Annotated in this window: 13 protein-coding genes and 1 pseudogene; 7 read left to right on the forward strand and 7 right to left on the reverse strand. The window is 53.3% G+C overall.

Annotation, left to right across the window (positions count from 1 at the left end):
- Positions 1 to 281: 281 nt before the first annotated feature.
- From AFK62_RS23060 to AFK62_RS20915, 3 genes and pseudogenes are all read left to right on the forward strand, one after another.
- Entirely contained in the window at positions 282 to 551 is a 270-nt protein-coding gene (locus tag AFK62_RS23060) for a T6SS effector amidase Tae4 family protein (RefSeq protein WP_200908867.1), read from the forward strand.
- Entirely contained in the window at positions 548 to 790 is a 243-nt protein-coding gene (locus AFK62_RS05560) for a hypothetical protein (protein ID WP_007673436.1), read from the forward strand. The genes AFK62_RS23060 and AFK62_RS05560 overlap by 4 nt, the downstream gene beginning before the upstream one ends.
- Positions 791 to 828: 38 nt before the next feature.
- Positions 829 to 1,136 (forward strand): annotated as a pseudogene (locus AFK62_RS20915) (hypothetical protein); the annotation flags it as partial.
- Between the two features lie 40 nt (positions 1,137 to 1,176).
- Here the strand turns inward: AFK62_RS20915 and AFK62_RS05570 are convergent.
- Positions 1,177 to 2,106, reverse strand: coding sequence for a LysR family transcriptional regulator (locus tag AFK62_RS05570; RefSeq protein ID WP_226991964.1), 930 nt, complete (start codon positions 2,104 to 2,106; stop codon positions 1,177 to 1,179).
- A 102-nt stretch (positions 2,107 to 2,208) separates the two neighbouring features.
- Here AFK62_RS05570 and AFK62_RS05575 point away from each other — a divergent pair, with 102 nt between their 5' ends.
- Positions 2,209 to 2,934, forward strand: coding sequence for an SDR family oxidoreductase (locus AFK62_RS05575; protein ID WP_032984977.1), 726 nt, complete (start codon positions 2,209 to 2,211; stop codon positions 2,932 to 2,934).
- A gap of 208 nt (positions 2,935 to 3,142) precedes the next feature.
- Here AFK62_RS05575 and AFK62_RS05580 read toward each other — a convergent pair whose 3' ends face one another.
- Positions 3,143 to 3,478: an EthD domain-containing protein gene (locus AFK62_RS05580; RefSeq protein WP_032984976.1), complete on the reverse strand. Its 336-nt coding sequence runs from the start codon at positions 3,476 to 3,478 to the stop codon at positions 3,143 to 3,145.
- Positions 3,479 to 3,589: 111 nt separating this feature from the next.
- Between AFK62_RS05580 and AFK62_RS05585 the strand changes: the two genes are divergently transcribed.
- Positions 3,590 to 4,507 (forward strand): AraC family transcriptional regulator, encoded by a 918-nt coding sequence (locus AFK62_RS05585; RefSeq protein WP_007682255.1) that lies wholly within the window; start codon positions 3,590 to 3,592, stop codon positions 4,505 to 4,507.
- Positions 4,508 to 4,816: 309 nt separating this feature from the next.
- Here the strand turns inward: AFK62_RS05585 and AFK62_RS05590 are convergent, their stop codons facing one another.
- The gene (locus AFK62_RS05590) at positions 4,817 to 5,500 is read right to left on the reverse strand and encodes a hypothetical protein (RefSeq protein WP_032984975.1); all 684 of its coding nucleotides are present in this window, start codon (positions 5,498 to 5,500) and stop codon (positions 4,817 to 4,819) included.
- Positions 5,501 to 6,023: 523 nt separating this feature from the next.
- Between AFK62_RS05590 and AFK62_RS05595 the strand changes: the two genes are divergently transcribed.
- Complete coding sequence (locus AFK62_RS05595) at positions 6,024 to 6,335, forward strand: type VI secretion system baseplate subunit TssE (RefSeq protein ID WP_007682246.1); 312 nt, start codon at positions 6,024 to 6,026, stop codon at positions 6,333 to 6,335.
- Between the two features lie 497 nt (positions 6,336 to 6,832).
- Here the strand turns inward: AFK62_RS05595 and AFK62_RS05600 are convergent, their stop codons facing one another.
- Positions 6,833 to 8,740 (reverse strand): methyl-accepting chemotaxis protein, encoded by a 1,908-nt coding sequence (locus tag AFK62_RS05600; protein ID WP_007682243.1) that lies wholly within the window; start codon positions 8,738 to 8,740, stop codon positions 6,833 to 6,835.
- 263 nt (positions 8,741 to 9,003) lie between these two features.
- Positions 9,004 to 10,119 carry a YbdK family carboxylate-amine ligase gene (locus AFK62_RS05605; protein WP_007682241.1) on the reverse strand — a complete coding sequence of 372 codons (1,116 nt, stop codon included), beginning with the start codon at positions 10,117 to 10,119 and terminating at the stop codon, positions 9,004 to 9,006.
- A 205-nt stretch (positions 10,120 to 10,324) separates the two neighbouring features.
- Between AFK62_RS05605 and AFK62_RS05610 the strand changes: the two genes are divergently transcribed.
- Positions 10,325 to 11,029, forward strand: coding sequence for a GNAT family N-acetyltransferase (locus AFK62_RS05610; RefSeq protein ID WP_007682239.1), 705 nt, complete (start codon positions 10,325 to 10,327; stop codon positions 11,027 to 11,029).
- Here the strand turns inward: AFK62_RS05610 and entD are convergent.
- Both entD and AFK62_RS05620 read right to left on the reverse strand, forming a co-directional pair.
- The gene (entD, locus tag AFK62_RS05615; protein WP_007682237.1) at positions 11,007 to 11,684 is read right to left on the reverse strand and encodes an enterobactin synthase subunit EntD; all 678 of its coding nucleotides are present in this window, start codon (positions 11,682 to 11,684) and stop codon (positions 11,007 to 11,009) included. The two genes, AFK62_RS05610 and entD, sit on opposite strands and share 23 nt — an antisense overlap.
- Positions 11,685 to 11,719: 35 nt before the next feature.
- On the reverse strand, positions 11,720 to 13,993 hold the full coding sequence (locus tag AFK62_RS05620) for a TonB-dependent siderophore receptor (RefSeq protein ID WP_053531764.1): 2,274 nt from the start codon (positions 13,991 to 13,993) through the stop codon (positions 11,720 to 11,722).
- Between the last annotated feature and the right edge of the window lie 114 nt (positions 13,994 to 14,107).

The raw sequence follows: 14,107 nt of genomic DNA on the forward strand, positions 1-14,107 counted from the left end.
AAAATTTCTTTTTTAGACTGATAAGTGACTTTCAAGTGACCATTAAATTTTCCCTGCTCTGGGAGGCTCATCCTGAAGTAAATGGCGATGCTGACCCATGTCGAAAGCCTGACGGACATAAGGCTTTTGAGGACCAGTGCGCTATCCGTCTCGGTGTTGCCTTAACCCGCTGCGGATACGATGTTAGCCGCCTAAAATTAGCGCAGTGCTGGTATCACCCCAAAACAGACGGTCATGTGTTAAGGGCTGAGGAACTGGCATAAGCACTAAAAAGCACGGCAATCCCCGGGGTTTTTAGTGCGGTTAAAGTCAGCACTGAAAATTTCGAAAAGACGCTCCGGGGAGAGACCGGGATAATTTTCTTTAAAGATTATTTCCGCAGAGGTAGCGAGAGCTTTAATAATCGGTCAGGAGACCATATCGACTTGTGGAATGGAGAGCGTGTAACATCGCGGTCAAGTTATCTTCGTATTCAATGGGGATTGCACTGGGAAGGTTACCTAAGTGATTTCTTTAATTCCCGTGAAATCTGGTTCTGGAAGATCATATGAAGCGTTCGATGCAAATCTGCCTGGCGTCATTTGCTGGCCTGGTCGTTGGTGGGGGGCTCTTTATGGTGGTATTCCCATCTCTGGCACGCTTTTTTATTGGGCCGGTATATGGTGAAGATCAAATGTCTGCGAACGCCTCACTCTTATTCATCGGCTTACCTGCAACCGCGCTTGTGTTTGCCATCGCGGCGGGTATGTGGTGGGCAATACGTCTTAAGGCGAAAGCAAAATCTAAATAGTATTGCGGTAAGTAAAATTCGGGTCAGAGACCAATTGAATAAATGTTTCCTGGCGCGATGCCCACCGGTATCAGAATGCAGGTGTAATGCTGGGTGACTTTTCAGCCAGGGCGTGGCTCAACTAAACCTGTTTGACGAGAACGCGCCGTGCGCTAACAGCAAGGCGCTGATATTACTGATGGACAGGCTCGACCAGCAAAGCCGGGGAACACTCTTTTTTGCGCGGCAGGGGACAGTGGATCGAATGCTGAGGCGGGAGATGCTGCTGCCCTCCTATACGATACGGCTACTGATGTGCCGGTTGCTTGAGCAGGTTAAACGCGGCGCAGGCATTTATGCAAAATAAGGTCCTACAGAGCGTAAATCGGAGATTACCCTGCCAAAAGCTATTCATGCTCTGCTCTGAGAAAATCAATGAATGCGCGTAGCGGCGCAGACATAAATCTGCTGGAAAAATAGAGCCAGGGTCCTTCAAACGTCTGCCACCATTGCGGTAAGACAGGTGTAAGATCGTTGGTGTTGAAATGGGGCTGTAACCAATTTTCAAATGTGGCTATTACCCCCTTATTGCATCGCGCCATATCGATGGCCGCAGAGGCTCCATCCACACCGATGGTTATACGGCCCGGCGGATCAACTTTGATGGTTTCACCATTTCGCTCAAAGTGCCACGGGACAAGCGCCCCACTCGAAAATTTCATGCGTATACAGTCATGCTCAAGTAGATCGGCAGGATGATTGATTGCTCCTCTTGATGCGAGATAAGCGGGGGTTGCTGCCAACGCTAATCTTTGGATTCTCGGCCCAATCGGCACCGCAATAACGTCTTTCGCCAAATGTTCACCGTAGCGTATGCCCGCATCGCAACCTGCTGCTGTCGCGTCTACCAGACGGTCATCTACCATAATTTCTACCCGAATGTGGGAATGTCGGGAGAGGAAACGGTCGAGTAACGGGGGCAATATGTCTACCATGACTGCCCCCGTCACGTTCAGTTTAAGTTCGCCGCGCAAACTTTGTTGGGAACTTGCTACGTCATTGAGGGCGGCTCTCATTTCCATGAGCAGAGGAGCAATTCGCCCGGCCAGCGCCTGACCAGCTTCTGTAGCCGTTACGCTGCGCGTACTTCTTGTAAAAAGCGGCACTCCAAGACTGAGTTCCAGCGTCGATATTCTCTCACTGACAGTCGATGGCGATAAACCAAGTTGCTTCGCTGCTGTGCGAAAGCTCCTTTCCTTGAATACCGCCATAAAAACCGACAGGTTCTCCATATTCGTCGTACTACTATTGTTCACCATGCCGATCAGCCTGTTCACATTACGCCTGTTTATCAAAGCTATCAGGCAAGTTATAAATTCAAAACACAAATTATCTTTTTTACCAAAAGATCACACTTAACTAATCATTGGGAAGCGAGCATGAATAATAAAAACGTATTCATTACCGGCGCAAACAAAAGTATTGGTTTTGAAACTGCCAGAATGTTGGGCTTACGCGGTTACAAAGTTTGGCTGGGTAGCCGTGACAGCAATCGTGGGCAATCTGCCGCAGCCAGGTTAGCTGAAGTGGGCATAGAGACACGCTTAATTATCATCGATGTGACGCATCCGCTCAGTATTGCGCAGGCCGCTCAGAAGATAGAAAAAGAAGATGGAAAACTGGATGTTCTTATCAACAATGCTGGTATTTCAGGTGCCCAGGCGGTAGCCCCAAGCATGCAAAGCATCAGTGATATTATGGCAGTCTACGATACGAATGTATTTGGTATCATCAGAGTGACACAAGCTTTTATCCCCCTGCTTAAATGCGCGCGCAATGCAAAAATAATCATGGTCAGTAGCGGGCTGGGCTCTCTGGAATGGGTCTCTGATTTAAATCATCCTTATTCGCAGGTGCAAGCAATGGGTTATACCACTTCTAAAACAGCGGTTAATGCACTCACTGTCGCTTTCGCTAAAGAGTTGATGGATTATGGTATTAGCGTGAATTCAGTCGATCCGGGTTATACTGCCACGGATTTTAACGGGCATACAGGCTTCAGAACAGTTTCTGAAGCTGCCCAAGGAATTGTCTGGCTGGCAGATGACGCAAACTCGAATATAACCTCCGGTTTCTATTTTGACCAGAATAGAGCCCCGTGGTGACTGTAAATGTATGGCTACTTGCGTCGCACGCCTGAACTATTAGATAAAAGAGGGCGGTTCTTCTTTTTAAATCTGATCTAACCATCACGTTGCTACAACATATAAACGATGAAGGATGAGTAGTTTGGCTTGCGATATTTCTTCGTAAGAAAGCCGAGGTAATCGCGGTCCAGATAATAATTTTTGTCCTGCGGCCCCGGCGGGATCGTTATTCAATTACGATGAGTTCTTCGGTCACAAGCCGAACTACGGAAGTTAAGTCGATGAAGTTTACATGGTCAGGATCCACCCTGGTTGCAAAATTGTCTGACTGAAAGAGTTTGTTCATGTCCTCCCTGCTGTCGAACCATGCCTCAACAACAGCATCGAACCGGGGTTCCTCTGAGGGCAGATGATCTACGGGGTAAGAAATCACGAAGCGGCGAATATGTTTCGCTTCGGGAATGGCAAGCAGCAGTGGGGCATGAACGTCGCGACGATAGTCCCTGAACTCCTGAATACTCATACCTTGCCTGCGCTTAAAACCGATAACGACTTTTATCATGAAAATATCCTCTGATGTTTATTAGTCAGTGCAGTTACTTCGACAGAGGATAGCCACGAAAGTAGAAACTAACTATGCTCGAATATCCCTATTACTTTCGAGATCGTCCCCATGGTTACCGATCCTTTATCTGATGTTCTTTCTCTACTAACCCCCGAAACATACATAGCGGGTGGATTCGACTTCGGAGGGAAATGGGCGCTTCAGTTCGAGAAACATTCTGGCCTTAAATATTTTGCGCTCGTATCGGGTAGTGCCTGGCTCACTGCCGATAGCGAGCCAAAACCGATAAGACTTGAGGCGGGTGATTGCGTCCTGTTACCAAATGGGCGTCGGTTCCTGATTGCTCGGGACCTTGCTTTCGAGCCAGTCGGCATTGACACCATACCTGAAGAAGACTGGAACGGCGGCATCGCGACAGTGAATGGCGGAGGAGAAACGACTATGCTCGGCGGTCATTTCGGTTTCGCCGGCGAACATATCAACATGCTGCTCGGGTCTATGCCAGCCATCATCCGGCTCCGTGATGAGGATGATAAGGAGGGGCTGCGATGGGCCCTCAACCGTATGCGACAAGAGCTTTTCGGCGCTCAGCCTGGCGGCAGGCTTGTGGTACAGCATCTCGCGCATTTGATGCTAGTCCAGGCGCTACGTCTTTATCTCGCTCACGGTGTAGGAAAGGGGGTTGGCTGGCTGTTCGCGCTTAGTGATGAAAGGATCGCGGCGGCTGTTAACGCAATTCATACGAGCCCTGGCACCCGATGGACCTTGCCGGAGCTCGCGCAGAAGGCCGGGATGTCTCGATCCAAGTTCGCACTGAGGTTCAAAAGTATATCCGGAGCGTCGCCCATTGAATATCTGACACGATGGCGGATGATGCTGGCATGTGACCGGCTTACCAATGGCACTGAATCTGTCTCCAGAATAGCATTTTCATTAGGCTATGAATCAGAAGCCGCGTTCAGTACCGCGTTTCGAAGACACATTGGATGTTCGCCACGGCGTTATTCTTTGAATAAAAAAAGCTAATCGAAATCACTAATGCCTCTTTTTCACCCTCATAAAGTGGTCAATCTACACGTCCTGGCAAAACCTACGTACGCTCCTGACACAGGGCAGAGGTAATTAACACCCTATAAGTGTCTCTGATTTTCGCACAGTCAGAGAGGAGGCAATGTCTGGGTGCGGTCTGGCGCGACGGCCACCGGTACAGAAAGCCGGTGTGATGTTGGGTAATTTTTTTCGGCAGGGCATGGTGCATTTGCACCTTTTTGACGAAGCCGCACCGCGAAGCGAAATAGATGAAGAATTATTTAATATATAATTACCTCACCTCAGTTAATTCTTTAATGGATAAGTTTTTGTCCAATTGTAGTTAACCTTCGCTAATATTAATTCTCCGGCAACATCTCCGAAATTAATGGCCTGACGTTCCAGAAAGAATTGACGTACCGTTGCGGGTAAAAAAGCGGCGCTGTAGCGTAAAATAGTACTGTGCCAGAAGGGGGCGGGTAATGGACTGCCGGTATGACGCATCAGTAATTCATTTTTCCAGTCAGAATCCAGAACCTTTTCGCAAAATGACTCGCGCATGGCTATCGCAGGCCTTTCAGGGATGCCCGCAAGCAGCAACTGGCTGGGCAATGCAACTAACCGAAGATGCCTGATGATAATTCCTTTCGCATCAAATTCAGCCCAGATCGTTTTCAAGTGATCCACTTTCGCTGGCAATAACTCGTTTACGTCATACAGCGGCAGAGTCAGCGGTAAGAAGGTGAAATGGAAACCGTGCACCGGCAGAATATCCGCAAGGGGATCATCCTTTGTAAGCTGTTTCAATTCGCGAATAAGACGTGACACATGGAAGGACACAGGTGGCTGAATGCCCGTTGCAAGAGCGAGTTTTAGCGGATCGTAGTAATTTTCCTCTCTGATTTCCCCTATTCCTGCATGTTTCGCCCACATCGCGATGGTGTTCTCGTTTGCAGAACGATACATGTTTTGCAGACTTAGTGATTTCATAACAGACCTTACCAAGTTCCTGTGAACGCAGTTTGTTGATTATTCAACATATTGCTATCCCATATTGTAGGCTATTCGGTTAATTTTTCAGGGATAATGCGAACATACTTAGAGGATCTTATTCCCGCCTTACTGGTGGTCAGCATTCGGCTTTCTCATGCAAGATCGGCCCTCAGGTTAAAGTCTCTGCAACCGGCTTTCGTGTTCCGCATAAACCTTCGGCAAAAAAATAGAAAAATGAATGATGGCGCGTGCGCGACGATACTTCCGGCCAGAGCCGGGCTTCATGCCACAACTGTGCCCGGCATCAACATCATGACGTTCTGTACAGTGTTGATGTAGCCGGAGCCGCGTAGCCCGTCCACCATGTGCTCGCACCACACTGGCCCAGAAGAAGCTCATCAGTGCATTTGGAGCGAACGCAGCATTCCCTGTAAACCAAGAAGGCGCTAAATCTTGTTATGTGTGGCTACCAAAAATTATGCCAGGAAGACAAAAAGTGGCACAAGGCTAAAGTAACCAGATGGTGAAAAGGAGTAACCCGGCGATTGCCGCGTCAGTGATTAACCATGGGCTTGCGCCGTTGTCAGGAAAATATGCCACGCCACAGAGTTGGGTAGTGATGGAGCAGGCTATTCGCGACGCGCTGCTGCGTTTTGAGCCACGCATTCTGCCGGAATCGCTTGTGGTACGCCCAAAGCGCGAGCTTACATCAGGCACGACGCTAAGGTTTGAGATAGCCGCGCTCCTTTACTGGCAGCCCGATCCCGTCGAACTGATGATTAACGGCAGTTACGATACGCAAACCGAACAAACGACACTGACGGCCCTATAAAAATAAAAAAACCAATTTTTTTATTTTTATTTAGGCGTCGTTTAAATACAGCGTGAAAGCGAAAGGAAAGAAAAGGTGCCAAATCCTTTTGGCGGGGTATTAACCTATAGTGCGTGGCGTAGTATTTATTAAATCGCAACCTTGAATAAAATCAGTGCGCAAGCTACAAAAACCACGACCAGCGAAATGAGAAAAACTTTCGCGCCAAAACTATATTGCATTTTCACTCTCCCGGAGTGCCTAGAGGCTGTGCTATCACTGGTATTAATTGCGGGACGTTATAATTACTGTGGCCGTGATGGCGTTATGTCCCGTCTGGTATGTCTGTGATTCAAATAATAAAAAAAAGCCGCCTTTGACGTGGCGGCTTTTAAACCTGCTTTCAGGTGGCGCGCATAATAGGGGATTGCCTGGCGTGAAGCAAGTGAATGGCGTTAATTTCGCCTGGCGCCCCCCTATATTTTGTAGTCATGCCTACCTCAATGCAGCCCATTTGATTACGCCACGACGAACCGGTTAACCAGTTGTGACATGGTTTCAGACTGGTTATCCAGCGTCTGGCTGGCAGTGGCGGCCTCAGAAACCAGCGAGGCGTTCTGCTGGGTCACTTGTTCAAGCTGGTTTAGCGCCTCATGCACCTGCGATACGCCGAGCGACTGCTCCGCAGCGGCGCGGGCAATGTCACTGATAAAGGTGCGCATACGGGCAGTGTTCGCCACTGCGGCGTCAAGCGCGTGGCCGGAGGCATCCACGTGTTCCACACCTTCACCGATTTTCGCCATGTTATTCGCCACCAGTTCGCGAATAAGTCCTGCCTCGCGGGCGCAGCGCTGCGACAGCGTGCGTACTTCAGAGGCCACCACGGCAAAACCACGGCCCAGTTCACCGGCGCGTGCAGCCTCTACGGCGGCGTTAAGGGCCAGCAGGTTGGTCTGGAAAGAGATCTCGTCAATTGAGCCGACGATACGTGAGATCTGCTCGCTGGAGGACTGGATATCCGCCATGCTTTGGCGGGCAGAGTGCGCCACCGCGCTTGCGCTCTGCATCTCTTCTTCCATCATCCGTGTCAGGCGCTCTGCCTCATGGGCGTTGTCAGCGGTCTGGGTGATGACCGTGGTTATCTGCTCCATGCTGGCGGCAGTTTCCACCAGCGAGGCCGCCTGTTCGTCTGTGCGCTGCGCCAGATCCTGGTTGCCTGCCGCAATACCGGCACTGGCGTGGCGCAGGATAACGGCACCGGATTTGATCTGCGCGACGATCTGCTGAATATCTTCTATAGCGCGGTTATACGCGCGGTTGAGCGCAGAGAGCTCATCGCTGCCCGGCACGTCAAGGCGGCGGGTCAAATCGCCCTGCATACCATCAATAGCGGTTAAGGTGGCGTGCAACTGACGATGAATGCTGCGTGCGACGACCACTGCGAAGCTCATCGCGACGATAAGCGCCAGCAGCGTGATAACGAGGAAACGCTGCCACCCGGCGCGAGCTTCACTGGCGAGTTCGCCTGCGGTCGACAGCAGTTGTGCGGAGGCGGCGTTCTCCAGGATACGCAGCGTATCAATGCGCTGGGTTTGTGCTTCAAACCAGGTACCAGGCGATACGCCAAAATTACCGCTTGCGGCTTTAGCAAGTGCGGTCTGGCGCAGTTCCAGCGCGCGGGTCGCAGACGGGAGCGCCAGCGTCGCATCAATGCGTTTCACGCCGTCGGCATCAGTAAGCTGCCGTGAGGCGGCAAGCAATGCCTGTTGTTTGCCCACCACTTCGCTCAGGCGCGCCACCTGGCCGTCGGCAAAATGGTCCGCAAAGAAAATGCCGGAGAGCAGCGCGCGCTCGACGCCCGCCTGTTCTTTCATGCTAATCAGGCTGTAATACACCACCATCTGATTCACAATCACGCCCGCATGGCTTAAGTGCGTGCTGCGGCCAACCAGCTCCAGTACGGTGCTGATGGTATCGGTATAAAACGCAACACCCTGTGAGGCCGGAAGTGAAAGGGCGGTAATCTGCTGGCGCGTCTCGCCGAGCATGGATACCCGCTGCTGGAAGGCGCGGATGGCCTCGCCGACGCTGCCTTTCAGGCTCTCTTCGTCGGTGTTTTTCATGGCGGTATTAAACGCATTCAGCGCGCTGTCGGTAGTGTTGCGCTGGGTGTTCAGCTCGCTGCTGAACTGCGCCCCTTTACTGCCGAGATAACCCGCGCTCAGGCCACGCTCTTTTTGCAGTTCATGCACCACATCGCCTGCGCTTTTGGCAAGACGCGTCACTTCTTCGACGTTACGCATTTGTCGTTCAGTATCAATGCGCGACAGCATGCCAGCACCGGCAAGCCACAGCAGCGCGATTAATAAAGGCAAAAGCGCAATGGCTAATTTTGTTTTCATTGAGATACGATATATCCATGACATAAGCGTCATTCCTGTGTTGCGAGTAAACTGGATATATTTTTTATCGGTAACATAAATAAGGAGCTTTAACGGCTGAGGCGGCACAAAAGGCAATAAAATAACTAAAAAGAGTTATTCTCATGATCCAGAATAAAAAAGATCGCGTTATTTTTTTCAGAAAAGATAAAAGCCAGCAATGTATAGCTGGCTTTGAGAAGCGAGCGGCACCCTGATTAAGGTAAATACCGTTAAACAGACAGAGCCAGTTCGTGTGCGGCAGGCCTTCAGGCGGCCCAGATCTCACCGTGACGACGCACCAGCTCGGAAAGCGAGCCGCCATCGGCGGTAAAGGCACGTATGCGGTGTGCGTCGCTGTCGTTATTTTTCACGTAGCGGTGAATGCCTTCCAGCGCGCTGCCAGCATTAAGTGGACGGGCGTAGCGCTCAAGTTTGTCGAGCAGAGACAAAATATCTTCACCGATACTGCGCTGTTCACCGGTGCAGACATCCGTCAGCGTACCGTCCAGACCATAACGACACGCCTGAAAACGGTTAAACCGGTAAATAAGGTAATCCTCAGCTTTGTGTTTATACGGGCGTTCTTCTAATAACCAGTGTGAAAGCGCCTGAATGAAACCTGCGATATTAACAGCGCGCTCAAGCGTTAATGGTGTATCCATCACACGGACTTCCACCGTGCCGAAATCGGGGCTTGGGCGAATATCCCAGTGCAAATCTTTAATCGACTGCACGACATGGGTACCTTCAAGGCGGGCGTACATTTTCTCAAACTGCGTCCAGTCAGCGGCAAACGGCGCGGGGCCGTTATCCGGAAACGCCGAGAAAATATTGAGCCGTGATGAGGCAAAACCTGTGTCCGACCCCTGCATATAGGGCGAGGACGCCGACAGCGCAACGAAATGCGGCACGAAGCGCGACAGCCCATGCAGCAAATACATGGCCTCTTCACCGTTGCGACACCCCACATGCACATGCTGGCCAAACACGGTCGCCTGTTTAATGAGATACCCGAAAAGCTCCAGCGTGCGGGCGTAACGTTCGCTGGCGCATACCTCCTGGCGCTGCCATTTCTGGAACGGGTGCGTGCCGCCACCGCTGATGATGAGATGATGCTGCTGCGCGCAGGCGAGAATTTCGCGCTGTAACACCGCAAATTCTGCCGCGACCTGGTTGATATCGCGGCAGACGCCCGTCGCTATCTCCAGCATGCTTTCGGTAATATCGTGTTTCACTTCGCCTGCGGTCACGCGGCTTTCGAGCGCGCTGATAAGCGTTGAGGAATCCTGGCTTAGGTTATAGCCCGGCGGGCTGGTCACCTGAAGCTCAAGTTCAACGCCGAGCGTATAAGGGTCGGAGGCGGTAAAAGGTTTGAGCGGCATAATAAGCTCTCTGGTCAGGGCAGCCCCGCGGGCGCGGCTGCGATGTGTTTGCTCCAAGTATAGTCATGGAAACCGCCGCTTTTTGGGGCAAACGGCTCGGATAAAACCGAGTTCCTGTGCGCTTTTTCCCACTGAAATCAATGGCTATCTTCATCACGTCGCGGCTGGTATAACTTTTTATTAACAATCAGCGGGAGGAGAGCACGTGGCTTATTACAATCATTATGATCAGCAGGTCGGCGCGCCGGTGGCGGACTGGCAGGGGGCGCAAACGCCAGAGCGTATCACGCTTGCAGGCCGCTATTGTACGCTGGCACCGCTTAACGCGGATGCCCACGCCGCCGAGCTTTTTGCAGCGTATCAGGATGCGCCGGATGACCGCGACTGGACCTGGCTTGCCAGCGATCGCCCGGATACGGTCGCGCAATGTCATGCCTGGGTTACGCAAAAGGTGATGGATCCGTCACTGGTGCCGTTTGCCGTGCTGGACAACGCCTGCGGCGAGGCGGTGGGGCTGGTGTGCTTTATGCGCATTGATAACGCTAATGGCGTGCTGGAAATCGGCCATGTCACCTGGTCGCCACGTATGAAAAACCGCGTTACCGGCACCGAGGCGCTGTGGCTGCTGATGCGGGAAGCCTTCGCGCGCGGTTTTCGCCGTGTGGAATGGAAATGTGATTCGATGAACACCGCCTCGCGGCGCGCCGCCGAACGGCTCGGTTTCACCTATGAAGGGCGGTTGCGTCAAATGATGGTGCGTAAAGGCCGCAACCGTGATTCCGAATGGTTTTCCCTGCTCGATCACGAATGGCCGCAGGCCGATGCCGCGCTGCGTGGCTGGCTTGCACCGGAGAATTTTACGCAAGACGGCAGACAGAAGCGGGCGCTCAGAGCATTTCGCGAGGGTTAGGAAGGGTCAGGAGGGTGAAGATAATCGCGTCCTCCTGCTGCCAGTGCAGCGTAAAACAGCGCCCCGTCGGGAAGGGCCCGAGCGGGGTGGTCAGGCGCAGCGTCAGCGTGTTTGCCTCAAGCCCGACGACGTGCGCGCATTCGAAGCCAAACCAGTCGCCCACCTGCGGGAACAACGCTTTAAACAAACTCTCTTTGGCGGAAAACACCAGCGTCAGCGCGCTCGGAAAGGGCAGCGATGCGCGGGCAAGCCGTGCCTGTTCCTGCGCGTCGATAATACCTGGCGCCAGCTCCTGCGCCGTCTGCGCATCCATGAGTGTTTCAGCATCAATGCCGATAATGCCAGGCGTGGTGATTGCCGCGGCCCAGGCGCGATGCCCGGTATGGGTGATGCTACCGATAAAACCATCAGGCCAGCACGGCTCGCGGTGCGCCCCGATGCCCGGAATTTGCGTCCCGGCACCCGCAGCACGCAGTGCGGCCACTGCCGCCATCCGGCCAGCCAGATGTTCGGCCTGACGCCGCGGCACGGCGTTCGCGAGCTGCGCAGCGTGCGGCAGCCACAGCAAATCGGCAGGCTGAAATGTCGCTCGCGAGAAATCAACGCGCCAGACGCGTTGCCCGACGAGGTCAAATGAGGTGAGGGTGGTGTGCATAGAAAAAAGGCGGGAGAGATCTCCCGCCACTGTCATCAGAAGTGGGTGTTAATGCCCATGAACCAGGTGCGCCCCGATTCGTTATAGGTTTCCGCCCCGGCGCCATACATCCAGGCGTTGGTGGTGGCGTTACCGGTGGTCTGGGCGTTGCCTGCGCGCCAGTGGCGCTTGTCGAGGACATTATCCACGCCTGCCGTCAGGCTGACATTTTTGGTCACGTCCCAGGTGCCGCTTAAACCGACGATGCTGTAAGGACTCACTTCGTTGGTGCTGCTGTCCGTCACGCGCTCGCCCTTGTAGTTGTACATCTTCGGTTTCTGACGACCATACCAGGTGAGGGTGCTTTGCAGCGACACATCGTCGCGAACCTGCCAGCTCAGCGTTGAGTTGAGCGTAAACTCCGGAATAATCGACAGGCGATCGCCGGTGGTTTTGTTTTTGCTTTGCAGCATCCAGGTCAGGTTATTGGTCCACTGTACGGTGTCGGTGACCGGCACATTCAGCGTTCCTTCCAGCCCTTCCACGACCGCCTTCGGTACGTTCTCCCACTGATAGAGATCCGTTTTGCTGCTGATCGCAGAAACGCGGGAATACCCGGCTTCAATCTTGTCGTGATAGTCGTTGCGGAACCAGGTCAGGCCTGCCTGATAACCATCCTGCTTGAATTCCAGGCCAATCTCTTTGTTGACACTGGTTTCCGCTTTCAGATCTTCACTGCCCATCAGGTAACAGCCGACGCCGTTGCCGCTGGCGTAACAGCCCTGACCTTTACTGTAGAGAATGTAGTTAGGGTTGGTCTGATACAGGCTCGGCGCTTTATAGGCGCGGGCGATGCCCATTTTCAGCGTCAGCGTATCGGTCAGCGCCTGCGTGAGGTTCAGCGCCGGGCTCCAGTTATTACCGACAATCGTATGGTGATCGAAGCGCAGCGTTGGGGTCAGCGTGGTGCTGTCGGTCAGCTGCATGTTGTCTTCGGCAAACAGCGAGAAGATCTCCGCTTTGGCATACGGATCGCGGCTGGTCGCATCGACGCCCGGGATAGCGCCACCGGTGTTTTTACCGGTTAACGCCTGCGCGGTAGAAGTGCCATCTTTCATGCGCTGCTGGTTCCACTCGGTGCCGAGCGTCAGGTTCTGGTTCACCAGCCAGTCAAACGGAATGCTGACTTCACTGTGCAGCAGTACATCACTCAGGTTGATGTCCGAGAATTTTTCGCTGTTGAACAGCCCTTCCAGACCGCCTGCCAGCCCTTCGCCAATGCGCGAGTTGCGGGTGTGTTCATACTGGGCGTAGGTGTTGGTTGTCACGCCATTATCCCAGCCACCAGTCCAGGTGACCGCGTAATTCTGGCGGTACAGACGGTTGGTTTCTTTGCCGTAATACTTTTTCACCAGCCCGCTGGAGTTGTTGTCGTTGTTGGTGTTCTGGGTATCGCCCGCGTAGAGGTTGCCCTGACGGCTGTAGCCTGCTTCAAACTCCAGCGCCTGCATCGGTGCAAATTCAAAGCGTACCTGGCCGTTAATGTCTTTATTCACGACCCCTTCGCGCCCGGCGGGCAGGGTATCGGCGTAAGTGCCGGTGCGCAGAGATTCATGACCGGCGTTGATGTCCTGCGCGTCCGCCTGGGTTTTCGCCAGGTTGCCGTACAGGCGGAAGCTCACGCTGTCGCCAAGCGGGCCGGTCAGGCTGAAGTTCGTGCGTTTGGAAGCGCCTTCCGCTTTGTGTTCCGGGACGTCGAAATAGCTGTTCCACGTACCATGCCACTCGTTGCTGCTGCGTTTGGTGATGATATTCACCACGCCGCCTGCTGCCCCGTTGCCGTAGCGTGCGGCGGCAGGGCCGCGCAACACTTCGATACGCTCAATCATTTCCGGCGGCACCCAGGAGGTATCGCCGCGGCTGTCACGTTCACCGCGCCAGCCCTGACGCACGGAGTTACGGCTGCTTACCGGTTTGCCGTCGATAAGAATAAGCGTGTTTTCCGGGCCCATACCGCGAATATCAATCTGGCGGTTATTACCGCGCTGGCCGCTGGTGGAGTTACCGGTCAGGTTAACGCCTGGCATGGTACGGATGATTTCAGACACATCGCGCGCCGGCGGGTTTTTACGAATTTCATCGGCAGTGATGGTAGAGACGCCTGGCGCCTGAAGGTTTTGCTGTGCGGCAGTGACGACAATGGTGTCATCACCTTCTGTGGCCTTGCCATCCACAATAGCCGTGCTGTCCTGTGCCCAGGCGGGCAGCGCAACGCCATAAATCCCAGGGATTATCAGCATCGCCAGCGAGAGAGGGAGCTTTTTATTCATCTTGTATCCTGCGGTTTTCCGCTGCGGCCCGGAAATCCTTCCCCAGCGGGGCAGGGCGCAGCATGGCCAATGCCAGGTCTGCCTTACGCTCGACACCGCTCGTCCCGGAGTGGC

This window comes from Cronobacter condimenti 1330 (genome assembly GCF_001277255.1).
GTDB lineage: Bacteria > Pseudomonadota > Gammaproteobacteria > Enterobacterales > Enterobacteriaceae > Cronobacter > Cronobacter condimenti.

Bases quoted from the DNA above. Each gene is read 5' to 3' on its own strand.
- AFK62_RS05600 (WP_007682243.1), bottom strand. From the start codon at position 8,740: ATGTCATGGATATATCGTATCTCAATGAAAACAAAATTAGCCATTGCG.
- AFK62_RS05620 (WP_053531764.1), bottom strand. From the start codon at position 13,993: ATGAATAAAAAGCTCCCTCTCTCGCTGGCGATGCTGATAATCCCTGGG.
- AFK62_RS05605 (WP_007682241.1), bottom strand. From the start codon at position 10,119: ATGCCGCTCAAACCTTTTACCGCCTCCGACCCTTATACGCTCGGCGTT.
- AFK62_RS05590 (WP_032984975.1), bottom strand. From the start codon at position 5,500: ATGAAATCACTAAGTCTGCAAAACATGTATCGTTCTGCAAACGAGAAC.
- AFK62_RS05595 (WP_007682246.1), top strand. From the start codon at position 6,024: ATGGTGAAAAGGAGTAACCCGGCGATTGCCGCGTCAGTGATTAACCAT.
- AFK62_RS05575 (WP_032984977.1), top strand. From the start codon at position 2,209: ATGAATAATAAAAACGTATTCATTACCGGCGCAAACAAAAGTATTGGT.
- AFK62_RS05560 (WP_007673436.1), top strand. From the start codon at position 548: ATGAAGCGTTCGATGCAAATCTGCCTGGCGTCATTTGCTGGCCTGGTC.
- AFK62_RS05585 (WP_007682255.1), top strand. From the start codon at position 3,590: ATGGTTACCGATCCTTTATCTGATGTTCTTTCTCTACTAACCCCCGAA.
- AFK62_RS05580 (WP_032984976.1), bottom strand. From the start codon at position 3,478: ATGATAAAAGTCGTTATCGGTTTTAAGCGCAGGCAAGGTATGAGTATT.
- entD (WP_007682237.1), bottom strand. From the start codon at position 11,684: ATGCACACCACCCTCACCTCATTTGACCTCGTCGGGCAACGCGTCTGG.